This window comes from Vibrio aquimaris, from assembly GCF_009363415.1.
GTDB classification, from domain to species: Bacteria; Pseudomonadota; Gammaproteobacteria; order Enterobacterales; family Vibrionaceae; genus Vibrio; species Vibrio aquimaris.
Genome location: NZ_CP045351.1, coordinates 677,545 through 701,577 on the forward strand (window position 1 = coordinate 677,545; position 24,033 = coordinate 701,577).

At 43.9% G+C, this 24,033-nt stretch carries 9 protein-coding genes; 3 read left to right on the top strand and 6 right to left on the bottom strand.

Annotated elements, in window-relative coordinates; translation table 11 throughout:
• Positions 1-51: 51 nt before the first annotated feature.
• The 4 genes from FIV01_RS17485 to FIV01_RS17500 all read right to left on the bottom strand — a co-directional run bounded on the left by FIV01_RS17485 (position 52) and on the right by FIV01_RS17500 (position 16,178).
• The gene (locus FIV01_RS17485; RefSeq protein WP_152432257.1) at positions 52-11,817 is read right to left on the bottom strand and encodes a tandem large repeat; all 11,766 of its coding nucleotides are present in this window, start codon (positions 11,815-11,817) and stop codon (positions 52-54) included.
• Between the two features lie 514 nt (positions 11,818-12,331).
• Entirely contained in the window at positions 12,332-13,516 is a 1,185-nt protein-coding gene (locus FIV01_RS17490) for a DUF3103 domain-containing protein (protein ID WP_152432258.1), read from the bottom strand.
• A gap of 398 nt (positions 13,517-13,914) precedes the next feature.
• Entirely contained in the window at positions 13,915-14,853 is a 939-nt protein-coding gene (locus FIV01_RS17495; protein ID WP_152432259.1) for a hypothetical protein, read from the bottom strand.
• Entirely contained in the window at positions 14,853-16,178 is a 1,326-nt protein-coding gene (locus FIV01_RS17500) for a sphingomyelin phosphodiesterase (RefSeq protein WP_152432260.1), read from the bottom strand. Before FIV01_RS17500 ends, FIV01_RS17495 begins: the two co-directional genes overlap by 1 nt.
• Before the next feature lie 443 nt (positions 16,179-16,621).
• On the opposite strand from FIV01_RS17500, the gene FIV01_RS17505 reads away from it, so the two are divergent.
• Positions 16,622-17,473 carry a TPR end-of-group domain-containing protein gene (locus FIV01_RS17505; protein WP_152432261.1) on the top strand — a complete coding sequence of 284 codons (852 nt, stop codon included), beginning with the start codon at positions 16,622-16,624 and terminating at the stop codon, positions 17,471-17,473.
• 85 nt (positions 17,474-17,558) lie between these two features.
• On the opposite strand, the gene FIV01_RS17510 is transcribed toward FIV01_RS17505, so the two are convergent.
• On the bottom strand, positions 17,559-18,899 hold the full coding sequence (locus tag FIV01_RS17510; RefSeq protein ID WP_152432262.1) for a DEAD/DEAH box helicase: 1,341 nt from the start codon (positions 18,897-18,899) through the stop codon (positions 17,559-17,561).
• A gap of 341 nt (positions 18,900-19,240) precedes the next feature.
• Between FIV01_RS17510 and FIV01_RS17515 the strand changes: the two genes are divergently transcribed.
• On the top strand, positions 19,241-19,468 hold the full coding sequence (locus FIV01_RS17515; RefSeq protein ID WP_152432263.1) for an Lpp/OprI family alanine-zipper lipoprotein: 228 nt from the start codon (positions 19,241-19,243) through the stop codon (positions 19,466-19,468).
• A gap of 358 nt (positions 19,469-19,826) precedes the next feature.
• Positions 19,827-22,943: a P-loop NTPase gene (locus tag FIV01_RS17520; RefSeq protein WP_152432264.1), complete on the top strand. Its 3,117-nt coding sequence runs from the start codon at positions 19,827-19,829 to the stop codon at positions 22,941-22,943.
• Between the two features lie 184 nt (positions 22,944-23,127).
• Here the strand turns inward: FIV01_RS17520 and FIV01_RS17525 are convergent, their stop codons facing one another.
• Positions 23,128-24,033 carry a L,D-transpeptidase family protein gene (locus FIV01_RS17525; RefSeq protein WP_152432265.1) on the bottom strand — a complete coding sequence of 302 codons (906 nt, stop codon included), beginning with the start codon at positions 24,031-24,033 and terminating at the stop codon, positions 23,128-23,130.

Consider the following 24,033-nt stretch of genomic DNA (forward strand, 5'->3'; position numbering starts at 1 on the left):
AATTATTCAATGGTGATGGTGTTTAACTTTGCCTTTTGTCAGGAATTGAGATTAAAGAGACATTCCTTCACTAACTATGGGCGCCACCACATCAATAATTGTAAAAGATGAAGTGGCTTCTTCTGCGGCCACGCTCGAGGGATTGCCACTTCGGTTACTGCCGTTCACTTTAATCGTCAGATCACCAATCTCTTCGCCGCTTAAATTCGCATGATACCCCCAACTGCCGTCACCGTTGACGCTTAACCGCTCGTTAATCAGCTCGGTTGCCCCACGCATCACCTGTAAAGTCACGCTTTCACCCGTCGACGCAAACCCTGTTGTGCCCCCCGCGATCAACACATCCGCAAGCTCGGTGGTCTCAACGCGGTTATCACCACTCACGTCAGAAATACTTATCTCCGGCATCACCGTGTACGATTGACGATATTCATGCTCAACACCATTGTTCGACACATCCTTAAATTGGCTCAACACAAGCTCGGCTATCGCATTGCCCGCTCCGACCCTGATGGGGCCATTTGTTACGCCTTGCCACTCTGACGCCGCCTCATCGGGTGACGTTTTACTGAACGTCATGGATACGCCCGCAAAGCTTCCCACCAACGCCTTCACCGGCTCACTGAAATGCACCGTCAAACTCACCAGCTGACCATCCTGAAGAGCACTCGGTGTCACTTCCGTTACCCCCGTCACCGTGGGACGAACCAAATCAATAATCGTAAAAGATGAAGTGGCTTCCTCTGCGGCCACACTCGAGGGATCGCCACTTCGGTTACTGCCGTTCACTCTAATCGTCAGATCACCAATCTCTTCGCCGCTTAAATTCGCATGATACCCCCAACTGCCGTCACCGTTGACGCTTACCCGCTCGTTAATGAGCTCGGTTGCCCCACGCATCACCTGTAAAGTCACGCTCTCACCTGTCGACGCAAACCCTGTTGTGCCGCCCGCGAACAACACATCCGCAAGCTCGGTAGTCTCAACTCGGTTATCACCACTCACGTCAGAAATACTTATCTCCGGCATCACCGTGTACGATTGACGATATTCGCTCTCAACATTGTTGTTCGACACATCCTTAAATTGGCTCAATACAAGCTCGGCTATCGCATTACCCGCTCCAACCGTGATGGGGCCGGTTGTCACCCCTTGCCACACTGACGCCGCCTCATCGGTTGAAGCTTTACTGAACGTCATGGATACGCCCGCAAAGCTTCCATCCAACTCCTTCACCGGCTCACTAAAATGCACCTTCAAACTCACCAGCTGACCATCCTGAGGAGCACTCGGTGTCACTTCCGTTACCCCCGTCACCGTGGGACGAACCAAATCAATAATCGTAAAAGATGAAGTGGCTTCCTCTGCGGCCACACTCGAGGGATCGCCACTTCGGTTACTGCCGTTCACTCTAATCGTCAGATCACCAATCTCTTCGCCGCTTAAATTCGCATGATACCCCCAACTGCCGTCACCGTTGACGCTTAACCGCTCGTTAATCAGCTCGGTTGCCCCACGCATCACCTGTAAAGTCACGCTTTCACCCGTCGACGCAAACCCTGTTGTGCCCCCCGCGATCAACACATCCGCAAGCTCGGTGGTCTCAACGCGGTTATCACCACTCACGTCAGAAATACTTATCTCCGGCATCACCGTGTACGATTGACGATATTCATGCTCAACACCATTGTTCGACACATCCTTAAATTGGCTCAACACAAGCTCGGCTATCGCATTGCCCGCTCCGACCCTGATGGGGCCATTTGTTACGCCTTGCCACTCTGACGCCGCCTCATCGGGTGACGTTTTACTGAACGTCATGGATACGCCCGCAAAGCTTCCATCCAACGCCTTCACCGGCTCACTAAAATGCACCGTCAAACTCACCAGCTGACCATCCTGAAGAGCACTCGGTGTCACTTCCGTTACCCCCGTCACCGTGGGACGAACCAAATCAATAATCGTAAAAGATGAAGTGGCTTCTTCTGCGGCCACGCTCGAGGGATTGCCACTTCGGTTACTGCCGTTCACTTTAATCGTCAGATCACCAATCTCTTCGCCGCTTAAATTCGCATGATACCCCCAACTGCCGTCACCGTTGACGCTTACCCGCTCGTTAATGAGCTCGGTTGCCCCACGCATCACCTGTAAAGTCACACTCTCACCTGTCGACGCAAACCCTGTTGTGCCGCCCGCGATCAACACATCCGCAAGCTCGGTAGTCTCAACTCGGTTATCACCACTCACGTCAGAAATACTTATCTCCGGCATCACCGTGTACGATTGACGATATTCGCTCTCAACATTGTTGTTCGACACATCCTTAAATTGGCTCAACACAAGCTCGGCTATCGCATTGCCCGCTCCGACCCTGATGGGGCCATTTGTTACGCCTTGCCACTCTGACGCCGCCTCATCGGGTGACGTTTTACTGAACGTCATGGATACGCCCGCAAAGCTTCCCACCAACGCCTTCACCGGCTCACTGAAATGCACCGTCAAACTCACCAGCTGACCATCCTGAAGAGCACTCGGTGTCACTTCCGTTACCCCCGTCACCGTGGGACGAACCAAATCAATAATCGTAAAAGATGAAGTGGCTTCCTCTGCGGCCACACTCGAGGGATCGCCACTTCGGTTACTGCCGTTCACTCTAATCGTCAGATCACCAATCTCTTCGCCGCTTAAATTCGCATGATACCCCCAACTGCCGTCACCGTTGACGCTTACCCGCTCGTTAATGAGCTCGGTTGCCCCACGCATCACCTGTAAAGTCACGCTCTCACCTGTCGACGCAAACCCTGTTGTGCCGCCCGCGAACAACACATCCGCAAGCTCGGTAGTCTCAACTCGGTTATCACCACTCACGTCAGAAATACTTATCTCCGGCATCACCGTGTACGATTGACGATATTCGCTCTCAACATTGTTGTTCGACACATCCTTAAATTGGCTCAATACAAGCTCGGCTATCGCATTACCCGCTCCAACCGTGATGGGGCCGGTTGTCACCCCTTGCCACACTGACGCCGCCTCATCGGGTGACGTTTTACTGAACCTCATGGATACGCCCGCAAAGCTTCCCACCAACGCCTTCACCGGCTCACTAAAATGCACCTTCAAACTCACCAGCTGACCATCCTGAGGAGCACTCGGTGTCACTTCCGTTACCCCCGTCACCGTGGGACGAACCAAATCAATAATCGTAAAAGATGAAGTGGCTTCCTCTGCGGCCACGCTCGAGGGATCGCCACTTCGGTTACTGCCGTTCACTCTAATCGTCAGATCACCAATCTCTTCGCCGCTTAAATTCGCATGATACCCCCAACTGCCGTCACCGTTGACGCTTACCCGCTCGTTAATGAGCTCGGTTGCCCCACGCATCACCTGTAAAGTCACACTCTCACCTGTCGACGCAAACCCTGTTGTGCCGCCCGCGATCAACACATCCGCAAGCTCGGTAGTCTCAACTCGGTTATCACCACTCACGTCAGAAATACTTATCTCCGGCATCACCGTGTACGATTGACGATATTCGCTCTCAACATTGTTGTTCGACACATCCTTAAATTGGCTCAACACAAGCTCGGCTATCGCATTGCCCGCTCCGACCCTGATGGGGCCATTTGTTACGCCTTGCCACTCTGACGCCGCCTCATCGGGTGACGTTTTACTGAACGTCATGGATACGCCCGCAAAGCTTCCATCCAACGCCTTCACCGGCTCACTAAAATGCACCGTCAAACTCACCAGCTGACCATCCTGAAGAGCACTCGGTGTCACTTCCGTTACCCCCGTCACCGTGGGACGAACCAAATCAATAATCGTAAAAGATGAAGTGGCTTCTTCTGCGGCCACGCTCGAGGGATTGCCACTTCGGTTACTGCCGTTCACTTTAATCGTCAGATCACCAATCTCTTCGCCGCTTAAATTCGCATGATACCCCCAACTGCCGTCACCGTTGACGCTTACCCGCTCGTTAATGAGCTCGGTTGCCCCACGCATCACCTGTAAAGTCACACTCTCACCTGTCGACGCAAACCCTGTTGTGCCGCCCGCGATCAACACATCCGCAAGCTCGGTAGTCTCAACTCGGTTATCACCACTCACGTCAGAAATACTTATCTCCGGCATCACCGTGTACGATTGACGATATTCGCTCTCAACATTGTTGTTCGACACATCCTTAAATTGGCTCAACACAAGCTCGGCTATCGCATTGCCCGCTCCGACCCTGATGGGGCCATTTGTTACGCCTTGCCACTCTGACGCCGCCTCATCGGGTGACGTTTTACTGAACGTCATGGATACGCCCGCAAAGCTTCCCACCAACGCCTTCACCGGCTCACTGAAATGCACCGTCAAACTCACCAGCTGACCATCCTGAAGAGCACTCGGTGTCACTTCCGTTACCCCCGTCACCGTGGGACGAACCAAATCAATAATCGTAAAAGATGAAGTGGCTTCCTCTGCGGCCACACTCGAGGGATCGCCACTTCGGTTACTGCCGTTCACTCTAATCGTCAGATCACCAATCTCTTCGCCGCTTAAATTCGCATGATACCCCCAACTGCCGTCACCGTTGACGCTTACCCGCTCGTTAATGAGCTCGGTTGCCCCACGCATCACCTGTAAAGTCACGCTCTCACCTGTCGACGCAAACCCTGTTGTGCCGCCCGCGATCAACACATCCGCAAGCTCGGTAGTCTCAACTCGGTTATCACCACTCACGTCAGAAATACTTATCTCCGGCATCACCGTGTACGATTGACGATATTCGCTCTCAACATTGTTGTTCGACACATCCTTAAATTGGCTCAACACAAGCTCGGCTATCGCATTACCCGCTCCAACCGTGATGGGGCCGGTTGTCACCCCTTGCCACACTGACGCCGCCTCATCGGGTGACGTTTTACTGAACGTCATGGATACGCCCGCAAAGCTTCCATCCAACGCCTTCACCGGCTCACTAAAATGCACCGTCAAACTCACCAGCTGACCATCCTGAGGAGCACTCGGTGTCACTTCCGTTACCCCCGTCACCGTGGGACGAACCAAATCAATAATCGTAAAAGATGAAGTGGCTTCCTCTGCGGCCACACTCGAGGGATCGCCACTTCGGTTACTGCCGTTCACTCTAATCGTCAGATCACCAATCTCTTCGCCGCTTAAATTCGCATGATACCCCCAACTGCCGTCACCGTTGACGCTTACCCGCTCGTTAATGAGCTCGGTTGCCCCACGCATCACCTGTAAAGTCACACTCTCACCTGTCGACGCAAACCCTGTTGTGCCGCCCGCGATCAACACATCCGCAAGCTCGGTAGTCTCAACTCGGTTATCACCACTCACGTCAGAAATACTTATCTCCGGCATCACCGTGTACGATTGACGATATTCGCTCTCAACATTGTTGTTCGACACATCCTTAAATTGGCTCAATACAAGCTCGGCTATCGCATTACCCGCTCCAACCGTGATGGGGCCGGTTGTCACCCCTTGCCACACTGACGCCGCCTCATCGGTTGAAGCTTTACTAAACCTCATGGATACGCCCGCAAAGCTTCCATCCAACTCCTTCACCGGCTCACTAAAATGCACCTTCAAACTCACCAGCTGACCATCCTGAGGAGCACTCGGTGTCACTTCCGTTACCCCCGTCACCGTGGGACGAACCAAATCAATAATCGTAAAAGATGAAGTGGCTTCCTCTGCGGCCACACTCGAGGGATCGCCACTTCGGTTACTGCCGTTCACTCTAATCGTCAGATCACCAATCTCTTCGCCGCTTAAATTCGCATGATACCCCCAACTGCCGTCACCGTTGACGCTTACCCGCTCGTTAATGAGCTCGGTTGCCCCACGCATCACCTGTAAAGTCACACTCTCACCTGTCGACGCAAACCCTGTTGTGCCGCCCGCGATCAACACATCCGCAAGCTCGGTAGTCTCAACTCGGTTATCACCACTCACGTCAGAAATACTTATCTCCGGCATCACCGTGTACGATTGACGATATTCGCTCTCAACATTGTTGTTCGACACATCCTTAAATTGGCTCAATACAAGCTCGGCTATCGCATTACCCGCTCCAACCGTGATGGGGCCGGTTGTCACCCCTTGCCACACTGACGCCGCCTCATCGGTTGAAGCTTTACTGAACCTCATGGATACGCCCGCAAAGCTTCCATCCAACTCCTTCACCGGCTCACTAAAATGCACCTTCAAACTCACCAGCTGACCATCCTGAGGAGCACTCGGTGTCACTTCCGTTACCCCCGTCACCGTGGGACGAACCAAATCAATAATCGTAAAAGATGAAGTGGCTTCCTCTGCGGCCACACTCGAGGGATCGCCACTTCGGTTACTGCCGTTCACTCTAATCGTCAGATCACCAATCTCTTCGCCGCTTAAATTCGCATGATACCCCCAACTGCCGTCACCGTTGACGCTTACCCGCTCGTTAATGAGCTCGGTTGCCCCACGCATCACCTGTAAAGTCACACTCTCACCTGTCGACGCAAACCCTGTTGTGCCGCCCGCGATCAACACATCCGCAAGCTCGGTAGTCTCAACTCGGTTATCACCACTCACGTCAGAAATACTTATCTCCGGCATCACCGTGTACGATTGACGATATTCGCTCTCAACATTGTTGTTCGACACATCCTTAAATTGGCTCAATACAAGCTCGGCTATCGCATTACCCGCTCCAACCGTGATGGGGCCGGTTGTCACCCCTTGCCACACTGACGCCGCCTCATCGGTTGAAGCTTTACTAAACCTCATGGATACGCCCGCAAAGCTTCCATCCAACTCCTTCACCGGCTCACTAAAATGCACCTTCAAACTCACCAGCTGACCATCCTGAGGAGCACTCGGTGTCACTTCCGTTACCCCCGTCACCGTGGGTTTCTTGTTGTCTCGAAAAACTACATCTCTGCTCAGTTCAGTCTCCTGACCTGCACTATTTTTACCCGTCACCGTAATGGTAATCGTGCCTTGATACCAGTCCGAGATATCATGTGGTTTAGTTTGCCAATCGCCATTCTGGTTAACTTGGATTGTTTGATGGTAATCCTGCCCATTATTGGCATCATTTTCGACCAACACCTCCAGCTCTGCTCCGGTCTGAAACCCTTTGGAGGTGCCTGAGACGATAAACTCCGTCGCATCAGAGGCGTTGATACTACCACCCATGTCGTTCAGCGTAATCACAGGCTTTAATGGAATATCTGTAGTATATCCTTCACCAAAATTGCCTTGTGGACGGGTATCTTGGTAAGTTCTTTCAACAACTATGAGAGGGGCTGTAGCACGACCACTTGGCAGCATTAGCGGCTCTGTTGTACCTACCCACACTTTAGAAAAATCGGTCTCTTCAAATGAAATAGCCTGCCCATTCAAATATGCCGTAGGTATCGTCACGCGTTCATTGAATGTCAGCGTAACCTTAGCACTTTTATCATCAACCAAGACGTTTTCAAATTCCTCCCCATCATATGAGATTAGGGTACCAACCACCTCTGGTTTGATCTTGTCGTCATATAGAGCTTCTTTGGTTGCTACAACACTACGCTCGCCTTCGGCGTACTTTCCGCTGACAGTGACGGTAAATTCAGAATACTCCCATGTAGACATATTGATCGGATCGGTTTCCCATCGCCCATTAGAATCAAGATTAACCTTCAGACCAGACACTTTATCAGTACCTTCACGACCTTCCTTATGTGAGACAAGATCAACGGTTAACAGCGCTGTTCGTTTGAAACCTTTGGTTGTGCCGCTGATCACTACATGTTCCACATCGTCTTCTTCAGCGTTTACCTCATTATTTTCTGTAACATTATCTATAGTGATCAAAGGCTCAACAAAAATTGTTTGCTCATAACCCTCAGTACCTTGATTTCTAACCCGGTCGAAATATGACGAGTCGATAGTCAACTGCGTGGACTCTTTGTTTGCTTCAACCGATACACGAGCGGAAGATTGCCATACAGTTCTGTATTCTTGGGGGTTTTCAAAACTTATCTCAGCTCCACCGATTTTGACAGTACCCGGCTCTAACGTCACTGGTTCCTCAAACTCGACAGTAAATTCAGCTTCTGTATCCACCACAGGAAATTCAGGATCGACAGTTACACGTTTAATTACTGGTATTTGATTATCAACCAAATACACAAAGGTTTGGGAATCGAAATTCCCTATACTATCTTGTGCTTTAACAACAATATTAAATTGTTTTGCTTCATGGTACTTATCACTCTTGGAGTTGATAACAAAGTTATAAGTCTCCGTATATTCCGTCGAATCATCGCTACGCTCAAATTTAGTGTCCGTAGCTTCATGTTCTGTGCCTTGTGGATCTACCCAGAAGACAGTGAAGTCCCCTTCATTTATTTTTACTGTTGTTTTATCATCGGTAATAGTGACCTTTGACTCTATCTTTCCTGATATAGTGTAAGTCGAACCATCACCAAAAAACGCGCCGTCTGACTGCTGTTCATTTGGTTGAACCGAAATACTAGGTGGGGTGTTATCTATACTGCTACCTTCTTGATTAAATACATTGTCATCGGCATATATGGGGTTCGCTTTGGCGAAATGATCAGCCTGATTGAGCGCGTCTTTGCGTTCAACATCATAAGACGTGGCAACCCCATAATAAGCCTCTGCAAGATCTTTACGGTAGGTATCTGGACCTAACGCCTTGCCTGAATCACCGAGGATTATCTGGCCTGTTGATTCATTCCCTTGGTCATCATAAATACTGCCCTGACCGTCGGCCTTACCATCCTTAGAAAGATCGCGATAAAAGGCTTTCGCATAATCAACACTGGTAGCGTAGTTCGCATTCGCTAGTTCCGTTAAACCTTCCAAAAGAAAACGGTAGATGTGCTTGGATGCTAATTTTGCCGGAACTCCTTCTTCGTCGAGTTCCTTGGTGGAAGCATATGGTGTAAGAACAGGATCAAACCCCAACATAGAGTCTGATTGAGTGACCAATGCACTATTAACTTGAGAAAGAATCTCTTTGGCCTTGGCGGCCGTTTTATCACCGTCCTCTAATTCATCCCATTGACTGTCAAACAAACCTGCATGGTAGCTGGCAAACTCAGTGATATAAATTGTGGTATCTTTGTTTGGCACAAAGTAGGCACTAAAACTATGTACTGGTACTTTGTCACCATCAATATCATCACCAAGAACCTCATAGCTAAGATCAACTAGGGTTTTGATATCTTTGCTCCACTGAAAATAGTGTGGTTCACCAGATGCTGAAAAGTCATCCAAGTACACTTTATAAAACTCCCGCTCTTGTTCACGAGTTAAGAGACATTTAACAATATCTTTACCTTCATCACCAAGGGCTGCATCACAGGTTTTTATTAAATTAAAGGCACCTGTAGAAGCATTTAACCCTGCCAGTACTACCCTTGCGTTACTAAAGGGTGACACAACGGTTACAACTGGTTTGTCAAAGGTCGACCTAAAAAATGCCTCTATTAATGTGCCTTGATTACCGCCCGTTGCTTCTTTGTTGTAACTGAGATTGCCTGCAGCATCTTCTACCGTTATTCGTAGCTTTTGGATATCACTAGACAAAGCTTTGGCAAATTCATCTTTAAAAGCATCTCTAGAAAAAGGGATGTAAAGAGTCATAGAGGGTAAAAACGAATCGTTACCTTTGTTTAAATTAAACGGAAAGTAAACATTATCGGCTGTTACTTCACTTGCTGTTTGTACCCTTGTACCACGAAGAATAAATTCAGCTTCACCTCTCCTTTTCGAGTAATACTCAACGGTCACCTTTAAATTATCAGCAGAAGTGCCATTTTCATCTGAAATTGTCAAAGTTACATAAGGTAATGAGTTTCTCTGGAAAACATCTGGGTTCTCAAGTTTGGTTAAGTCTAAATCAGAAAATACTTGTCTCGCACCTTTCGAAGCATAGTCATAGTCAATCAGCAAGTATTTAGTTGCATCCTCAACATTTTCTTTGGTGTAGGTACTCGATTCGTATATACTCGGGAAAGATTCTCCCTCAAGTCTTTGGAAATTAAATTGAGCGTCAGGGTAAGTTAAACTTACTTTTGGAGCCATTACGTCCTGATACAAAATAAACTCTTTAGTAGCTTGGTTTCCATATATATCTTTGGCGCGAATCGAAAAAGCAACACTTTGGTCAAAGTTAAGCCCCGATTCTGTATAAGAAAATCCACACCATATTGCAGAGCCACTTGGATAGTTAGAACAAGAATATTTACTATACTCGCCAGACGATAAAGCAATCCATACAGACCTATCTTCGAGTAATTGAGGATCTTTTTTAACATAACCAGTAAGTAAATAGTCAGTTGGCAGACTGTTTACAGATTCTGCAGACGTAACCACAATAACTGGGGCAGAGTTATCCCATTTAATATCAACGCTAACCTCTTCTTCACTCTGATTTATAATGTCAGAGACATAAACCAATAGCTTGGCATCAGAGTCACTATTGGTATTGCCATCCCCTAGCACCTCAGTATTGAGATGAACAGTAAGACTTGCTTCACGTTTACCCACAGTAAAGTTGCTATCGTCAACCCAGCAGTTTAGCTGAGCATTTTCTTGTCCAAATGGACAGCCTAACTCCGTCCATGAATCAAATAGCTTGTCTTCTTTATATGCAACCACAACCCTAGCTGACGCTAATCCCACATTATCCGCTAGGTTTAAAGCAATAATATCCTGACCAGCAAGAACATCGCCCTCTTTCGGGTAATCTACCGTTGGCGGCGTATCATCAATACTAGGTGGCTGCTCACCAGGGTTATAACGCTGTGGAAAGATTTCATCTGGGTTTTCATTTGAACCATTTACCTTGCTTAGCTCATCAGCCAAGGCTTTATATTGGTCAAAACTTGGACTTTTAATAAAATCAGCAAAGTCCTGATACCCTGTTGTTCTATTAATTTCGGGGTTACTGACCGCAGACATAATGTGTTGGGCAATAATATGTGTGTAGAAGTCTGCATCAAGCGTTGCTTTGCTACCAAACTCAACATCATCTGAGAACTGCCCACCTTCGTCGCGCTTTAGACCATTGAGCTTTCCATCAAAAGTAATATCTTGATACCCGAGATCTGCAAGATGCAAAGAGGTATAGGTGTCTTTGCCTTCATCAGAATTAGGCTTTAAAAACTCCCAAGCGTATGACGAGTATGCCGCCAGCACTGCTCCATATTTATGCCCATTGGTGACATTAGATGTCACATTTAATGTAAGATCTACTGGCTGGGTCGTGTTGACATCAAAGCCGTATAATTCGCTAACATCTTTTACAGAGGATGTAATAGTACTGTTAGCTGCTCGACCTTGCTTAATTCTATATTCGGTCAATCCTGTCACTAGATACGTCAGCGGCGTCACCATAACCTGTTGGGTGCTGCCCTCACTGTAATTAGTCACGCTCGCCAAATAGACAGGTTTACCTTTGCTGCCATAAACAGCATTGTGAGAGAAAGGATCCTCATACCCTCCCCCCTTTGCTGATATATAGAGAGGCATAGAGGCTGATTCAATATCAATCGAATAATGGCCAGATGCTGAGGTTATATCACTACCCAACTTGCGCCCTAAAGAACCATTTTTGTACTCAAAGATTTCCACCGTGGCTCCTGACACAGGCGCATCAAAAACCACACCGGTAATCGTACCTTGGGCTCTGGTGCTAGGGGCAGAATCACCACCACCGCCGCCACATGAACTTATTAGGAGTAGAGTAAGTATTATAAAAAGAGACTTTTTAAAAGGGTTAAAACTCAGCATCATACCGACTTGACGTTGACCAAAAGTTCAAAAATTATATTTTCAGTTTGAATAATGACAACAAGGTAAAATAACCATATAACAGCAATACTGAGCAGTGATATTTCAGCCGTTATTCTAAAAAAAGAAGTATTGACCGATCAAATTCACCATATGAGTAGTGAATTTGATTTTGACATTTTCCTGATAGAGAAATATTTGAGTCATTTATTTTAAAAATTAGACACAGATCTAATTTTAACTAGGATCGCTGATTTTTCGTTAAGGGGCTATCTCGGATATTAAACGCCATTTAAAATGTAAACAATCAATAGTAATTTAATCATAACCCTATAGATTTATGCTACTTTTCATATTATTGAGCTTAGAGTGTTTTAAAAAGAGAGGAAGTCTTAATGGATGGTCATGATAAAAGAGCTATGCTCTTTTGATTCTGCTCGATACGAATGTAATACGACTACATAAAATAAAAAAGCAGCACATATTACCCTATGTGCTGCTTTTTTGATTATTGCTGTTATTCGGTTGGAGAGATTGTCACTGGTTTGAAGGTTGCCACAACATTGCCTCCCGCTCCTGGACGCTCGACATAAGGGGTATTTTGCATAATGGTATAGTAAGAGTCGAGATAATCGTCGTCGTTAGTTAGCACACCATCTGGAATCACATCGAGTATTCTGTTGGTGATTTGAGCTATGATAGCGTAGCCTTGAATTTCTGGGTCAGGGATCATTTTCAAAATATCTTCCGCTGCTTTGACCAAAATTTTCGCTAGCTCTTTGTAGTCAGTTCCATCGTCTTGCTCCATCAAAATCATATCAACAGCACCCCAACGATAGCGTGGCCAGAAAATCATGGTTTGGCTTGGGTAGTAATCTTTGCCGTCGTAATCTAAATAAGGCATATCGACTAGGTCAATTTCAGGCTCTACACGGCTTGGATCAACACCAGTGATAATGGCGTATACTTCGGCCTTGCCTGAAATCCATGGCTCTTCGTCGTCGCTAAGACGAATTTTGGTTAACTGAGTGGTATTAAGTGGCTCTACATCACTAAGCTGCGCCGAACGCTTAATACCTTGTTTGGTTTTTGAAGGTAGTTTAGGGCTGTCATTGGTGATCAAATTAGAATCTTGGCCCATGCGATTCATCTCTGCTCGCATTGCCATTAGACCTGCACGAAGTTCTTTAGCGCTATTGCTGTCAACAACGAGGACAGGGACATCTGGCATTTGGTAAACATCTAATTGATGTACTTGTCCGTATACATCATAAGCTTCTACATACTGCCAGTTTGAGTCATCCCCTGATGGCTCAAATGCAAACAGTGGACTTTCTCCTTCCTGCCAGTCTTTGACCATTGATGCATCAGCAATCCTAAGCTCCATCACTGAATCAGTATATTGAGCAATGCCTTTTGTTTGGCGGTATTGGTAGTCGGCCTGCTGCATGTCCTGTTTGAAGTCTTTACTAACTTCAATAGAGTCCAAATCCGTGGCCAGATTCTCTTCTGTAATTTTTGACTTGATTGATTTTTCTAAATCAAAGTAGCGAGCGCTGATTTGCATCGCAAGCGCTTTTTTTTGCTGTGCAATTTCTTCTGAGATTGATTGTGCATCTGTTGTGTTTACAGTTTGTGCGTTCAACGGAAAGCCAACTATGGTTGTCGCAAGCATCAAGCTGATAGGTAGGTTTGGTCTCATAAAAATGATCCTTATTTGAATTTTTATCCCTAATAGAGCGTTGCCCTACACGGTCCAACCTATCAGCTCCATCAATAAGTGGAACAAAAACGATCGATTTTTGTTCTATTTTTCAGATAGAGATCACTTAATGAACAAATTGTTCAAAATTCAGTCTCAGAGCACTTGGAATTTTAAAATTAATAAGTCAATCAATATGCAAAGAATAGTATTATCAACTAAAAGAATAACTTAGTGACTCAAGTCACCGGAATGTAAAGTACCTATTACATGCTTTACAGCGACTTTTCCTAGTGACAGGAATGAGGAGTAAATACTCTAACTTTACAAAAGTTCATAAGTATGGATGAGCATCCATAACGAAAATAGGTGATTAACAGTAGTGAATTTATTTTAATCTATTGATATGAAAAATAATCTCTACGAAATTTACTGACACTTTTCTCAACATAAGTTTGCCATTCACTGTCTGACAAACTGGTAGACTGCCTTTGAGTTTCTAAGGATTGGTGTAGAACGGCAAGCTTATCTTGGTATTGACCAATATGGGCATTTTGCTGAACGACTTGCTGCTCTCTCGATGCGATCGAAGCAATCTCTTTCTCAGTTAAATATTGCCTCGCGAGCTGACTTTTTATCTCTCGCACTTTATCTGGTGGATAGGAACTCGGGATCAGGCTGACCCCTTTTTCGTATTTTTCGCTATCGGTCTCTAGAGTTAACACCGCCTCTTTTTCTCGCCATTTTATCAATAACGCTTGATAGGCGTTTAGAAAGTCTGCTGCTAAAGACTCTGACAGGCTATCTTGTTCAAGGCTAAAATCGTAGAGAGCAAATTCATCGGCAAAGACTAATGTGGCGTGCTCTCCCCAAACCATAGTCGCTATCCGCTTAAACTCTGCCACTTTGTCTGAAAGCAAAGCAAAATGGTTCAACTCAGACTCTTGCCAAACGCTCTGCCACTCGTTGTTAAAATGGTTATAGTTGGCCAGCAATTGATACCGCGAATTCGATAGTTTCGACTTGAGAGCGGCAAGTTGAGACAAGCAATCTCCTTTACCGAGACAATCTGACCAAAATTGCTCTATCGCATTGACCAGTTCTCGTCCTTGGCTTTGGTTGAGTTGCGCTCTTGAGCGATCAATTTCCATTTTCTTCACTGGGGCGATCACTAGTTTGGACTCGTGACTGGCTAAAGGCTTAGCTACACGTTGAGAGGTTTTACCAACCTCTTGCGATGGCTTGTCACCTGTCGAATCAACCAACCTTTCTTCCTGTGGCCAAAGGTAGATGCTCGCCACCACAGCGAGCACAAATAAAATAGCACGATAGTTCATTACTCAATCACTGCGCTCACCGGAAAGTGGTCAGAAAGGTTGTAGTGCTTCCAAAGCCTTTCGTCTGTGGTACGAGGGATGTCAACACGATTGTTATTACGCCTGCTCTCTCCGTACTCATCACTGACCATGACATAATCCAAGTATTCTACATGCTCACCACCTGAGAGTGCTTTACCAGAAAAGTCGTTGATACGCGGATCAAAGGTTGACTCTGTGTATCCAGAGTAATCTGGTTCTTGCACACTTAGGTTGGTCATCATGCTCTGGTAGTCATCTGGGAATTTCAATTTGTTGACATTAAAGTCACCGCTGTACACCACAGTTTCATGACTGGGTATTTCCAGTGACTGAGCCAATGCTCGCATCTGCTTAAACTGGCGCTGTCTATAATCTCTGGCTTTATCCGTATCGGAAGAGGCCGTGTGTGTCGCAAACACATGATAAGCTCTACCGCCTTTTATGATCTCGGCATAGTTAACACCTTTGTCGGCAAAACAGTCGGTTCCAGCACAGTCAGGAAATACATATTGCGCCTGATTCACAATCGGATATCGACTAACAATAATCACCCCGCCGTCATGTATGTTGGCCCCTTTTTTATTCAACATTTCAGTATGATAAGGGTATTCCTTTGCTAGTTCGCGCAGAAAAGCTCCTCGGCCATTGGCAAACACTTCCTGCAAAGCCAAAACATCATAGCCAGAAACATGCTCGGGAATTATGTCGTAGCGATCGCCAATATGAGAGGCCATTACAGGCAGTGCCCATATGTTGTAGGTCATGAGCTTAAGAACATTCTCATCTGGTTCAACTGTCTCACCCACTTTGGCTGGAGTAATCGTATAATAAAGGTCGTCATATCGAGCGGTATTGGCTGATTTGAAGCTTAGCTCAGTGGGGCGCTGACCGAATGCAGTCGTAGTGAAGCGGTGCAGATCCCTATCATCTTGCAGGGAGAGATCTACGTCAGATGAAGATAAACCATATTGGATTGAGGAATTATACCAATGCCCAGTCATTACTTGGTTTAGCTCGACACTTTCCCCCAAAGGGTTCGAGATGACTGTGTTAAATCTGTATGTTTGGCCTGACTTAACTCCCTCCCAGCGATTAAAGCTTAACACCGCTTTCGTTTCCCATGGCCCCAAGGTTTCCGTATGCTGCTGCCATTCATCGCCATATTCAAGTAAATCTGAACCATCATGGCTGACTTGTACAGTCAATGGCTGGGCTGAGTTATTGGTTAGGTATACATCGGTGTCGGCCATCACTGGCATAACGACAAACGAAGCGAGCAAAATATTCCACAGCTTAAAACTCATGTTATCTTCCTCAAAATTGAATTTCTGGTTAAAATTTAAACCAATAATGTTTCATATTTGTTATAAATAAATTAAGGAAAATAATTCACACACTTAACGATAAAACGTGATAACAAGGCGCTTTTTAGTGCATAAAAATTTCAAAACTTGAGCATGTTTAAAACATTAACAAACAAAAATGAAATAATTATTATTATCAATAAATGAGTTGACACCAAATATAATAAGGATTAACAAATCTCATCAGTTTAATACATCCAATTGATTAAAACATTTAGCCTTGGAAAACCCTAAAACCCCATTCGCATTTAATTGCAGAAAACACTATGAAACAAAAGGTTAAGTGATAATAATAAAGGGAATCTTGCAAGACTTTGCTAAAGCATATGTGAATTTGCTAAGGTGTTAGTATTTGCCTCTAATTCTCACGCAAAGGATGTTACATGCGCTTAATGATCTGTTTACTCATCTCCACATTTCTCGCTCTCCCCTGCTTGGCATCAGAAGAAAAGTATTCACAATCAGATCTGTTAGATAGACCATTGATGGAACGCTATATTCTCAATGAACTCAAAGCACTGCGCACAGAGCAACAAGATTTGGAACGACGAATGATAGTGGAAATTACCGATAGAGAGCTTAAAGTCGCAGATAAGTCACTCAACTACGCAAACGTAACCGTTACTTACTTCTTCTATATTATTGCTGGTATCGCTTCCTTAATTGCATTTGTGGGTTGGCAATCTTTACGTGATTTCAAACACAACACAAAGGAAATGGCGGACAAACGACTAGAAAAAATAGCGTTAGAATACGAGAAGAAATTTTTTGCCTTGGAGAGAGATCTCAAGCGTAAAACACGGATCATCAGCGAGAATAACAAAGAGATCGAAAAAATAAATGAAATTCATAATTTGTGGCTACGCGCCCAAAGCTCGCAAACGCCAGAACAACGTATCGATATTTATGACGAAATACTTTTGATTCGTCCTGGAGACTTAGAAGCTCTTACATACAAAGCTGACGCAGCGATGGAAATCAAAGAATACAACTGGGCGCTGAGCTTGTGCAACAGAGTATTGGAACTTGACAATACAAACGGGCCAGCTTTATATCAGCGTGCTTGTGCATATTCGCGTTTAGGAATAGAAGAACTTGCCATTGAAGACTTGGAACGAGCGATTGATGCAAGCCCGTCTATTCGTGATTTACTAGCAGATGAACAAGATCTTGAACCACTCAGAGGGAATGAGAAATTCGAGCACTTACTTATACATCATGCCACGACTGACTGATAGTTTTACTCAATACCAACTCTAGTTATGACCACTGGAAAAAATAGAGCTGGATACTAGAACTGTTTGAGTCAGTTGATTCACTTTAATCATCGTCTGTTGGTGCGACTTTCTTTTTAGGAATAAACACTGAATCACCCACAGCAACATTTTGGTAGAAACCTTTATCACGTTGTGCTGGCTTCTTGCTGGCTTTTTTCGCTACTGGTTTGGACTTCTTGACCACTTTTTTCTTACCGCGGTAATCCGCTTTCTTTGGTTTTATACCTTTAAACTTGCCTTTTAAGCCTTCTAGCTCAGAAAAAGTAATGTCTTGTTGCAAATAAGCCTCAACACGTTTGAAGCTATCCCAATCCTTAGGGCCAACTAAGGACAAGGCATCACCTTTATTGCCAGCTCTACCTGTGCGGCCCACACGGTGTACATATTCTTCGGTATGCTTTGGCATGTCAAAGTTGACTACGTGGGTAACATTGGCAATATCTAGACCGCGAGAAGCAACATCGGTCGTCACTAGAATTTTAAACACCGCCCGTTCAAACTGACTCATGATGGTGTTGCGTTGAGTCTGATTGAGGTTACCGCTTAGAGCAATGGCTTTGAGTTTTTTCGCATTAAGCTTTTCAGTTAGACGCTCTGTATCCACCCGAGTTGCCGTGAATATAATCAGCTGCTTATATTGGGCATCATCAAGAATACGCTCTAAAATCGCTTCTTTATGATCAAGGTGATCACAGAGGTAGAATGTTTGAGTGATATCCTTATGCTGCTCATTCGATACACCTATCGCTATTCGCTTTGGTGCATTCAACATTTCAAATGCGATTTCATTGACTTCAGCGTGATCGAGCGTTGCAGAGAACATCAAAGTTTGACGACGGCGATGCTTGGCAGCATTGTGAATACGGCGCAGCTCAGGTGCAAAACCCAAATCCAACATGCGGTCCGCTTCATCCAACACCAAAGTTTCCAGTCCATCAAGATATAAGGAACGGTGCTCAAGATGGTCAGCCAAGCGTCCCGGAGTCGCGACAATAAACTTAGGGTAACGACGCAAGGCTTTCACCTGATCGTTGAAGTTCTCACCACCAACGATAAGGGTAGCTTCATAAGAAAGACCACCCAACATAGAGCGTAGCTCGCCGTAGACTTGTTTGGCCAATTCTCGGGTCGGAGCTAAGATAACTCCACGAGGGTCTTTGGCAGAAAATGCTTTGTTCTTTAGAGATTTATGCAGCATAGGCAACACAAAAGCAAGCGTCTTCCCTGACCCCGTTTTCGAGGAAGCCAGTAAGTCTTTGCCAGCAATCGATACCGGAATCGCCTGCTGCTGAATGTCTGTCGCCTGCTTAAAGTCAAAGTGCTTAAGATTTTTTAATAAGCGGTTGTCTAGCCCTAACTCTTTAAAGTGCAAAGTATTCTCCAAGTTATAAGTGTGTCTGCGTCTTGTTCTATTCTCAAACCAAACACGGAAATTTTAAAAAACGCGACATGATACCCTGAAAGCGCCGGAGTGGATAGAGATCACAGAAAATTATCCCTGTGATTCTGGTTTTGACGCTCAATATAGTTAGCACATTGACATTTACACTCACTAGCCGTGAGACATGTATCAATTAATTCGATAATTGCTTAAAATCTTGGGTTTTTTTGACTTTATCCTGCTTTTTGATAGGCAGAATAGAGTCTACACTTTAGTAACCGTCACTATATGAGAGTAAAAGTATAGGACGTATTTTTGATACTTTACATGCAAGGAGTTCTTCTATGAACAAAATGTTGATCGCAGCTGCGGCCTCTTCTGTGCTTTTTCTCGCAGGTTGTGCTTCAGGCCCAGACGATGCATCTTCAGCTAAAATTGACGAGCTAAGCAATCAGGTTAGCCAGCTAAGCCAGGATGTACAGGCTCTTAAATCTGAGTCAATGTCAGCTCGTGAAGAAGCTGCACGTGCTAACGAGCGCATCGACAACATTGCCCAGTCTTATACTAAATAAGTCTGAAGTATAAAATAAGTTGTTGTTTTTCAATAATTAAGAATGACAACTTGTGTTCGAATGGCTATAAAGTGGCGATAGTATAAATGTCGCCACTTTTGTTTTTAGTGTAAACATTAAAGAACTTTTCAATACTTTTTCTCTAACAAGATTTTGCCCCAAGACAAGTTAGATTCATAACTCGTTCCTGCCTGATAACTCAAGGTTTGCCATATCTGTACTAATGAAAAAGCTAACCTCGTTTCGTCTCTTTGAGTTGAATAATCGTGATGTGATCACAGTCCGCACTATCATCTGATGAGTGCGCATATCAAAAGTAATATGCTACATGAAACATAAATGGAATTGAGTCATTAAAATGCCAGTAAATCAGACTTTGATTGAGAGAATAAAAGAAGGAAAGGTTGTTCTTTTCTTGGGTTCTGGAGCTTTATACGGGGCAAAACTACCAGATTGTAAAAATATACCATTAGGTAATGATTTGAGAGACTTGATCTGCGATCAATTTTTGGATGGTGAGTTTAAATCCGAAAGTTTAGCTCATGTGTCAGACCTAGCTGAGTCTAGCCACTCTCTACATGAACTTCAAGATTATATCAAAGAATATTTTAGTGAATTGATCCCAGCTGAATTCCACTCTTTAATATGTGACTTTAACTGGCGTGCTATTTTCACAACCAATTATGACCACCTTGTCGAGACTGTTTACAAGGATTCGAAGAAAACACCCAAAAGAATAATCCCTATCCTATCTAACGATGATAGTTTAGATATAACTAGAAAAGACTCTGAGCTAATCCCATTGATTAAGCTACATGGATGTATAAGTCGAACTAGAGATAATAACATACCCCTAATACTTACAGTTGAACAATATAATGATAGTTTATCCTCTAGAAAAAGACTGTTTAACCACTTGTATGAACTAGCATACGAATATACGATTGTATTTGTTGGGCATAGCTTGCAAGACTCTAATATAAGAAGTGTCTTAAGTAGTTTGGAAAAAGAAGCATCCAACGGTATGAGGCACTATCTTCTTAAGCCAAATGTAAAACAGGCTGAAATTGACCTTTGGGCAAGAAAAAAAATTACGGCCATTGATATTACATTCGAGAGTTTTCTACGTGAATTAGATGAAAAAATATCAGCCGAGCAAAAAGTCTTGGGTTATATAAAATCTAATACTACTCACCCAATAAAGTTAAAATATATAAACGATAGTAATCCTAGTAGCTTAGTAATAAAACTTCTATCTGAACAAGTGGATTATCTATATAGTGAGTTACCTTATGAACTTTCACACGCAGAAGACTTTTATTCTGGGGTTGATTTAGGCTGGTATCCTATTGCCGAAGGACTTGCAATAAAGAGAAGTGTTTTTGACGAGTTAGTTAGAGAAATCCTCGAGAGTCCTGATTCAGAAAGGGAGTATAATACTGAATTGTTTTGCATCAAAGGTGAAGCAGGTTCAGGAAAGACCGTATTGCTTAGACAATTAGCTTGGGAAGCTAGGCTTTCTAGTGTAGGAATCACGCTTTGGGTCAGAGACATTTCATTTATTGATATAGATGCTCTACATGAATTATGTGAGAATACAAATGAAAGGCTTTTTATATTTTGGGATAATGCGGCACTAAACTCCATAGAAATAAACAGAGTATTCAATAAACTTATAAAAACCAACGCTGCAATAACCATTATAACTGCCGAAAGATATAATGAATGGAATATGAAATGCGATGATTTAGATTCTATTGTAACGAAAACCCATGAAATAAGGTACTTGTCAGAGTTTGAAATAAGGGAGCTTGTCAAGTCTTTGGAGGATAACAATTGCCTAGGTCCTAATTTAATTCATAAAACTTTTGAAAAACGCTGCGAAGAGTTTAAAGAAATACATGGAAGGCAGCTTTTAGTGGCACTTCACGAGGCTACAATGGGTGAGTCTTTTGAGGATATAATACATAATGAATATAATAATATCTTCCCCATTGAAGCAAAAAAAATATACCTAACGATTTGCACAATGAATAGATTAAGGCTACCTGTTAGAGCTGGCTTAATATCACGTATTCATGGCATTTGTTTTGATAAGTTTAATGACACCCTCCATAGACCTTTGGAAAAAGTAGTTGTAGTTAGACAAGACAAAAATGGAGATTACTTCTATACAGCTAGACATTCAGAAATTGCAGAGATCGTTTTCAATAGAGCGTTGATCGACAGCTCAGATAGATATCAAGAATACATATCAATAATAAGAAAGCTAAATACCTCTTATCAGACAGATAAATATATTTTCAGGGGTATGGTAAAAGCCAAGTCTCTAGATGAACTATTTAATACTCTTGAAGATGTCAGAGCAATCTATGAGTACGCACAAGATAACCTTGGAGATGACCCATATATTCTTCAGCAGATGGCTAATTATGAAAGATTAAGGCCTAACGGAAACTTAGAAAAAGCTATTGAATACCTTAAAATAGCCAAAGATATTGCACACTATGACAGCTCAATTATTCATACTTTATCGATTATTTGGAGAGATAAAGCAAAATCTACTGAGGATGAGCATGAGCGAAGGAAATATAGAGCTGAATCTAGGCACTATCTAGATGAAATAGAAAGAACATGGGGGCAATCTAGTCATACATCTGTAACACGATTGGAATTACTGATAGATGATTTTACTGATAGCCTAGGTGATGATGATATTAATGACAAAACATTCCGTGACACGATAAGGGATATTCAGAAATATATATCTGTTGTTAAACAGAAGTTTCCGAATGATAGTCATATTTCGATGCTTGAGTCAAAATTTGCGGATATATGTAACGACACCCCTAATGTAATTAAGAATCTAGAGCAAGCCTTCGAAGACAGTGATAAAGAACCATTTATTGCAATTAGACTTTCAGAGTTACATATACGTAACAAAGTCATAGACAAAGCAAAAATAGTTCTTGAAAAAGCACTAGAAAGAAGACGAAATAATAAAGACATTAATTTCAACTATGCAGAGTTAATTAGGTATCATACAGACTATAAAGAGTCGGATTTACTATATTATTATCAAAGGGCATTTTCTCCTGAAGACAGAAACTATATTGCTAAGTTTTGGTTTGCTAGGTTTGCGTACACATCGGGGGATGAAGAGTTAAAGAGAAAGGCAAAAAAAACATTTATGAATCTCAGGGGTGCTAAAGTATCTTATGATTCAAAACATGAAGTAAGAGATTATGAATATGATCTTGAACGTTCGAAATATAGTGTAATTGAAGGTATTATTTTAAGAATCTCAAGAGATTCTGGATTTGTAAAACTAGATAGATGTGGCACTGAAATATTCATGCACAAAAATAATAATACCGAGCTGCTATGGGATGCCTTACTGACGGGTGATAGGCTTTCGTTCAACCTAGGTTTTACATTTGCTGGTCCTATAGTGATTAATGCTAAGGCTCTATAAAGTTGCTAACAACTCTTAGTTCCTACTGAATCTGACCATACTTTTCCTAATCCAAGTGATACGAGCTAGAGCAAAGAATCTAGCTCGTTTCTGTCCAAAAGTAAGCGATTCGATTACAAAGGGCCTGCTAATATAGGCCCTTTCTGTTTTTTTAAAGGCTAAGTTATGGCTTCAACACTAAGTCTCAATCCATAAAATCAGGCGATACTACTTCAACAGGCACACCATTTTGGGCAAGGATAACGGCTTTAGCCTTCGCATCTGATAGGTCAAATTCATCCAACCACCAGCGCAGCTCTTCCGGCAAGACCAGAGCTTTTTTACTGCCATCACTGCGTGTTAGTGGTTCATGCGCTTCAACAAACACACTCCGATCTGGTTCCAATGCCACTTTAATCGGTTCATTGATTACCCGCACTTTTTCGCCTAGATTGACCTTGGGGAATAACCAATCAATATCCTTTGGGTCCATACGAATACAACCCGAGCTCACCCTAAGCCCGATACCGAAGTCTTTGTTTGTACCGTGTATCAGATACTCTCCGATACCATAAGCCAATCGCATTGCGTAGTTTCCAAGTGGATTATCGGGGCCAGCAGGTACAATTGTTGGTAGATCGATACCCTTCTCTCGGTATTCTTTTCGAATCGACTTTGGCGGTTTCCAAGTAGGATTGCGCTTTTTCTGACTAATACTGGTTTCCATTTCTGGCGTATCCCTGCCAATACGGCCAATACCGACGGGGAAGATATGGACCAAGTTTTTATCAGGTTGAAAGTAGTACAAACGGAGTTCTGCGAGATTAATCACAATGCCTTTTCTTGGCACATCGGGCAGTATGATACGAGTTGGGATGGTTAACACATAGTTTTCAGCAGGAAGGAACGGGTCCACCCCCTTATTTGCTGCCATGAGTGATAAAAAACCGACATCATAACGCTTGGCAATATCAGCTAAGCTTTCGCCTTGCGTCACTTTATGGTACTGCGTACGCCCAACAATGTTGCTTCCCTCTTGCGGCAATTGATACGTGGCGGCAAGCACTGATAAGCTGAAACAACATAAAATGGGGAGAAGTATGCGCAGCAT

Excerpts from the sequence above, each read along its gene's own strand:
- FIV01_RS17485 (WP_152432257.1), bottom strand. The coding sequence starts at position 11,817 with ATGATGCTGAGTTTTAACCCTTTTAAAAAGTCTCTTTTTATAATACTT.
- FIV01_RS17515 (WP_152432263.1), top strand. The coding sequence starts at position 19,241 with ATGAACAAAATGTTGATCGCAGCTGCGGCCTCTTCTGTGCTTTTTCTC.
- FIV01_RS17495 (WP_152432259.1), bottom strand. The coding sequence starts at position 14,853 with ATGAACTATCGTGCTATTTTATTTGTGCTCGCTGTGGTGGCGAGCATC.
- FIV01_RS17520 (WP_152432264.1), top strand. The coding sequence starts at position 19,827 with ATGCCAGTAAATCAGACTTTGATTGAGAGAATAAAAGAAGGAAAGGTT.
- FIV01_RS17500 (WP_152432260.1), bottom strand. The coding sequence starts at position 16,178 with ATGAGTTTTAAGCTGTGGAATATTTTGCTCGCTTCGTTTGTCGTTATG.
- FIV01_RS17525 (WP_152432265.1), bottom strand. The coding sequence starts at position 24,033 with ATGCTGCGCATACTTCTCCCCATTTTATGTTGTTTCAGCTTATCAGTG.
- FIV01_RS17505 (WP_152432261.1), top strand. The coding sequence starts at position 16,622 with ATGCGCTTAATGATCTGTTTACTCATCTCCACATTTCTCGCTCTCCCC.
- FIV01_RS17490 (WP_152432258.1), bottom strand. The coding sequence starts at position 13,516 with ATGAGACCAAACCTACCTATCAGCTTGATGCTTGCGACAACCATAGTT.